We start from the raw sequence: 5,813 nt of genomic DNA, 5'->3' as shown, positions 1-5,813 counted from the left end.
TATTTTTTCCTCAGATACTGAATACATCAAATTAATTACATATATTCAATTTTCGATTTTAATAATTCCAATTAATCTCATTGTCTTTAATTTTTTTAATTTATATCATTCTTTTAGAACTACAACTTTTATTAAAGAATGCAATCAAATAATAAAAGCCAATACAATACTTACTGCAATATTATTATCATTATTATTTACCGTTAAACTAGAACACATATCAAGGTGGACTATTGTTATTTTTTATTTCATTAATATAACACTAATATTAATGAAACGATTTATTTTAAGAAAATCCTTATCAAAAATCAGATCTAAAGGCTTAAATTTGAAGCATGTAATAATTGTTGGTGCTGGTGAGGTTGCTAATGAGTATTTAGGAGTAATAGAAAATAATAAGAGTTTTGGATATGATTACTCTGGATATGTAGCTAATACTTCTGACTTTCAAGGTATAAAACTTGGAAATTATGCTGATTTATACGAAGTTCTGAATAAATATAAACCTGATGAAGTTGTTTGTGCTCTTGATATACCAGATTCTAAGTATTTAGAAAACATAGTTTCTGACTGCGAAAAGAGTGGGACAAAAATTTCTATAATTCCTTTTTGTTATAAGTATATACCTAGTCAGCCATATATAGATCAAATTGGAAGCATTCCTCTTATAAATGTAAGAAGAATCCCATTAGATAATCTAGGTAATGCATTTATGAAAAGAACTTTAGATATAATAGGTTCCCTTATTTTAATAATATGTACAAGCCCAATTATGCTTTTTACTTCTATAATAATTAAGCTTACTTCAAAGGGACCTGTAATTTTTAGGCAGAAGCGTGTAGGTTTAAATAAATCTTCATTTACAATGTATAAATTTAGATCAATGAAAGTTAATTCTGAGGAGCAAACAGCCTGGAGCACTAATATTGACCCTAGAAAGACTAAATTTGGTTCTTTTATTCGCAAATTTTCTATAGATGAACTGCCTCAGTTTTTTAATGTATTAAAGGGCGATATGAGTTTAGTTGGTCCTAGACCTGAACTTCCTCATTTCGTTGAAAACTTTAAAGATGAAATTCCGCTTTATATGGTCAAACATCAGGTAAAGCCAGGAATAACCGGACTAGCTCAAATAAATGGCTTTAGGGGTGATACCTCAATAAAAAAACGAATTGAATTTGATATTCACTACATCGAAAATTGGAGCATTTTAATGGATATAGGTATCCTATTTAAAACTGTTTTTAAAGGAATGAAAAATAATGAGCAGCTTGTAAAAGGCAACAGTAATTCTATTGGTGTTAATAACAATAGAATTGAACTATAACATAACTTTTCTCTAACTGAAGCATACTAGTTATTATGTTAATAATTTAGTATGCTTTATTTATTTTCATATGTAACAAGCATTCTATTTTGACTATATTCTTCAATTTTAATAATTAACTATATTTTTTATTTAATCGTTTTAATAGAATTACTATTTCCTAATTAATTGCACTCACTTGCCTCCGGTGTTATAATATTACATATTTGTATAGATAAATTACAAAAATATATTCATATAGGAGTGTAACAATTGGAAAATAAAAAGAGTTATTTTAAAGAGAAACCTATTTTTTTTATACTTACATCAATTATTCTTACCATAGTGCCTTTAATTGTCCGAGTTAGAGGTGTCCTATTGGATGAAGATACTACAAAGCTTTATGGAAATTCAACACAATTTGATCTTTTTTCTCAATGGAAATCTAAATATTTGCTATGTTTTTCAATTTTATTGATTATTATAAGCATTATCTTTTTTAAAAAAATATTTAAAAAAAAAGATAAGGTTATTAATTTAATTTTAATTGGAGTAGCTGTATTTTGGATTTTTACTTTATTATCCGCAATATTTTCAGCGCATCAATTATATGCCTTTTGGGGAGCCTTTGATAGAGCAGAAGGCATTGTCACTATCACCTGTTATATGGTTTTACTTATATATTCAATCTATACTTTCCAAACCGCTAATAATTATAAGTATTTACTTATTCCTATAATTATCTTAGTAGTTATTGAATCATTTTTAGGTGTGTTCCAATATATAGGTCATGATTTAATTAACAGTAAGCTTGGTTTGTTATTAGTTACAGGTGATGTTAACAAAAAATTAAATTTAATGTATGATAAAGGTAAATTATATGGAACTTTATATCACTATGATTATATGGGCAGCTTTGCAGCTATAATTTTACCACTATTAGCTGTATTAACCATATTTGAAAAGAAACTTATTTATAAGATTGGTCTTGGTATATGTTCCTTACTGTCTATATGGTTATTATTTGGAAGTTCTTCTAGAGCTGGACTTGTAGGTGTTGCTTTTTCCTTTATTTTTGCCCTTATTCTCTTTGGGCGTTCTTTGTCAAAAAACTGGAAACCAATATTAATTGGCTTAGCAGCTTTATTAGTTTTGGCAATTGGGCTTAACGCAGCGACTAAAGGTGCAATTTTTGAGAGAGCTCCGTTATTCCTTTCTGATGCCTCTTTATTATTTAACGATACTAGCAATTTTGACCCTTCAAATTCCACTCCAGTTAAGGATATTAAATACGTAGATGGTCATTCAGAGGTTGTACTTCCAAATGATACAATAAAGATATCTTTTGAAAATAATAATTATGTATTTAAAAATTCTAAAGATGAAGTTATTAGTTATTCAGAAAATAATAAAGTTTTTACAACCAATGATCCTGCTTTTAAAAATATTTCATTTAGGTATACAAAAAATTCTGGCAGAAAAGCAGGTTTTATTTACTTGTCACTCAATGATCAAGGTATTTTCGGTTTCTCATTAGGGCATGACAATACTGTTCATTTAATAGATCCAAAAACTAATCAGGATATTGATTTAGATCATCCTGAGGTGGCTAAATTTTTGATAGGTAAGGAAAAACTTGGATCATCAAGAGGATATATTTGGTCCCGCTCGATTCCTTTAATAAAAAATAATCTTATACTTGGCAGTGGGCCTGACACCTTCCCTTTTCAGTTCCCACAAAACGATTTTATAGGAAAATATTATGCTTATGATACACCTAATATATTTGTAGATAAACCTCATGACCTTTATTTGCAAATCGCCTTAGATTATGGTGTAATCGCATTAATTGCATTTTTAGCTATTATGTTTATTTATCTTTTTGACTGCATAAAATTATATGCTTTCAAAGCTAGCTATACTCACTCTGAAATCTTAGGAGTAGCTAATTCCTTAGGAATTATAGGTTACTTATTTGCTGGATTTTTTAATGATTCACTAATAAGCGTAGCTCCAATATTCTGGATTGTATTTGGAACTGGAATTGCAATTAATTATATAAATAGAACTGCTATTAAAAAACATTCAAAAAATATATAATTATTTATGAGATTCAAATTGATTACAATGTATATATATTGCTGTTTAATAAAAAAATTGATATAATTATTTCACCTGCTAAATAATTATTAAGTGAGGTGAAAATATAGATAAAGAAATATTAGAAATTTTGAAAAGACTAGAAAATAAAATCGATGAGCATACTCAAGTTTTAAATGAACATACTCAAATTTTAAGGGCATTGAAACATTCTGCTGAAGTGAATAAAGTATAACATGATAAGCTTTCAAATGATGTAGCCAAAATTCAAGGTGATGTTACAGGCATAAAGAAAGATTTATCGCAAGTTGAAATGGTTACTGCTAATAATTGGGCTGATATTGCAAAATTAAAAGCTGTTAAATAAATATTTATAATACTTAATATATATATTGCAATTGTTAACTGTACCTTGCAAATTGTAATATATAAAAAACCTATGATTAAATGTGAATCATAGGTTTTTTCTTACTATTTTAGCTTTCCTTAGGAATTATCTTTTAATTTTAATTAATCCAAGCTCCATCAGTGCCTAGTTTATATCCATCTATTGTTGTACTGTGAGCCATACTTCCGTCAGTATTTAAGTAATAATACTTTCCACTTCCGTCTCTAATCCAGCCTGTCTGCATTCTTCCATCTGCGTCTAAGTAATACCAATTACCATTTACGGATTGCCAACCTGTTCTCTTTGCCCCATCACTTCCTAAGTAGTACCAACTTCCATTATAAGTTATCCAGTTAATAGCCATATTCCCATCTGCCTGCAAATAGTAATTTTGTACCCACATGTTCTTTGCAGGTTTACCTGTTGAATCATTATATTGCCATTTTCCATTCACCTGCACCCATTGGCTGAGCTTAACTGCTGATGATGCACTACTTTGTTGTGTTGCTGCTTGACTTGTGTTTTCTGTCCCTTGTCCATTACTTTGACTTGTTCCTTGGCTTGTACCTCTATATACTGTTACAGTATATGTTCTTTCCTCATAATCTATGTCACCCTTATCATAGGTTTCTCCATTATTTACCTTAATAGTTATCACGTTTTTTCCTTCGTTTAAATTAATTCTTCTTACAAATGAAGATTTACTATAATCCCCATTTACTGCTACTTTATCATCACTGAATTCAGGTGCTGCCTTAAATAATATACTATCCACATCATCCCCTACATCTACAGCATAAGACGTTACCTTTGGTTTAAAGTTTAAAGGCACACTTCCATCTTGTATAACTATATCATCTAAATATATTGGATCTTGGCTATTATCTTCAACTTCTGCATTATTAGTTCCTAATGCGGTTCCACCTCTATTTACATTTAAAGTATAGGTTTGTTCTCCCCCATCATCATCCACTAAATCTATTGGTATAGCATTATTTCCATTTTTAAGTTCCACTGTCCTTCTATAATCTTCATCTTTATCAACCTTAATTCCATCGATTTTCACTTCATAATCATCATCTTCTGGTTGTGCTGTTATTCTCATTTCAGTAACAGAAGAATCTACATTTACGTTATAAGAAGTTGTATTCTTTGAAAATGATAAATTTCCATCGCTTAACTGAATATCATTTAAATACGGAACATCTGAATCACTTGAATCTGAAGTATCTGCACTTCCTCTGTTTACAACTAAATTATAAATTCTTAAGCCATAATCCTCGGTTACAACTTTTATTCTTATTAAATTTCTCCCTTTATCCAATTCAATTGGCTTTTCAGCAACATTGTCACTATCTAAATCAATTGGGTCATCATTGATTTTAATTGTGTCACTACTATCTTTAGCTTTAGCTTTAACTACAATAGATTCAATATTCTTATCTATCTTTATAGTATAATCTGTTTTCTTTTTTGAAAATGAAATATCTGCATTACCACCACTTATACTTAAATCATCTAAATATGATGCTTCAATTGCTGCTGCATCTAAATCATCATCATCAGATGATGCATATGCTATTTTATCAGAATCTATAAATTTTAAATACTTTACTGGTGACATTACAGAAAAAGTCCCTAAGGCTAATGTAATAGCAATTATACGCTTTATATTTCTATTCATTTTATTCCCTCCAGTTCTATATATTATTAATTTTACTTCAAATTCAGACAATTGACAATGTATAACTTTCAATTAACAATTTACAGTGTACAATTGATAATTTGTTAAGAAAACTATAGGTTTTCTTAACAAATTAGATTTTTCAAACTTTAATGGAATTTTTTTATAATTGTAGATTGTAAATTATCAATTGTAAAAAAAGAGACGAGGATATACCTCGTCCCATTTTTAATTGTCAACTATATATAATATAGTATACTGTCAATTACTTAAATTATTGAATCCAAGCTCCTGAAGCTCCTAATACATAACCATCAACAGTTGTGTTAGCTAAC

Annotated in this window: 3 protein-coding genes; 2 read left to right on the top strand and 1 reads right to left on the bottom strand. The window is 28.8% G+C overall.

Annotated features, from left to right (window positions below; all coding sequences use genetic code 11):
- A partial coding sequence (locus tag CLOBL_RS26600; protein ID WP_143323964.1) for an undecaprenyl-phosphate glucose phosphotransferase occupies positions 1-1,327 on the top strand: 1,327 nt, incomplete at its 5' end.
- A gap of 252 nt (positions 1,328-1,579) precedes the next feature.
- The gene (locus CLOBL_RS26595; RefSeq protein ID WP_077861753.1) at positions 1,580-3,406 is read left to right on the top strand and encodes an O-antigen ligase family protein; all 1,827 of its coding nucleotides are present in this window, start codon (positions 1,580-1,582) and stop codon (positions 3,404-3,406) included.
- A gap of 506 nt (positions 3,407-3,912) precedes the next feature.
- Here CLOBL_RS26595 and CLOBL_RS26585 read toward each other — a convergent pair.
- Positions 3,913-5,478: a cadherin-like beta sandwich domain-containing protein gene (locus CLOBL_RS26585; protein WP_077861752.1), complete on the bottom strand. Its 1,566-nt coding sequence runs from the start codon at positions 5,476-5,478 to the stop codon at positions 3,913-3,915.
- Positions 5,479-5,813 lie beyond the last annotated feature (335 nt).

Origin of the sequence: Clostridium sp. BL-8 (genome assembly GCF_002006495.1) — a bacterium.
In the GTDB taxonomy this organism is placed as follows: Bacteria; Bacillota; Clostridia; order Clostridiales; family Clostridiaceae; genus Clostridium.
Note: the sequence above shows the minus strand (reverse complement) of the source record. Positions and strands in the feature narration are given on the sequence as shown.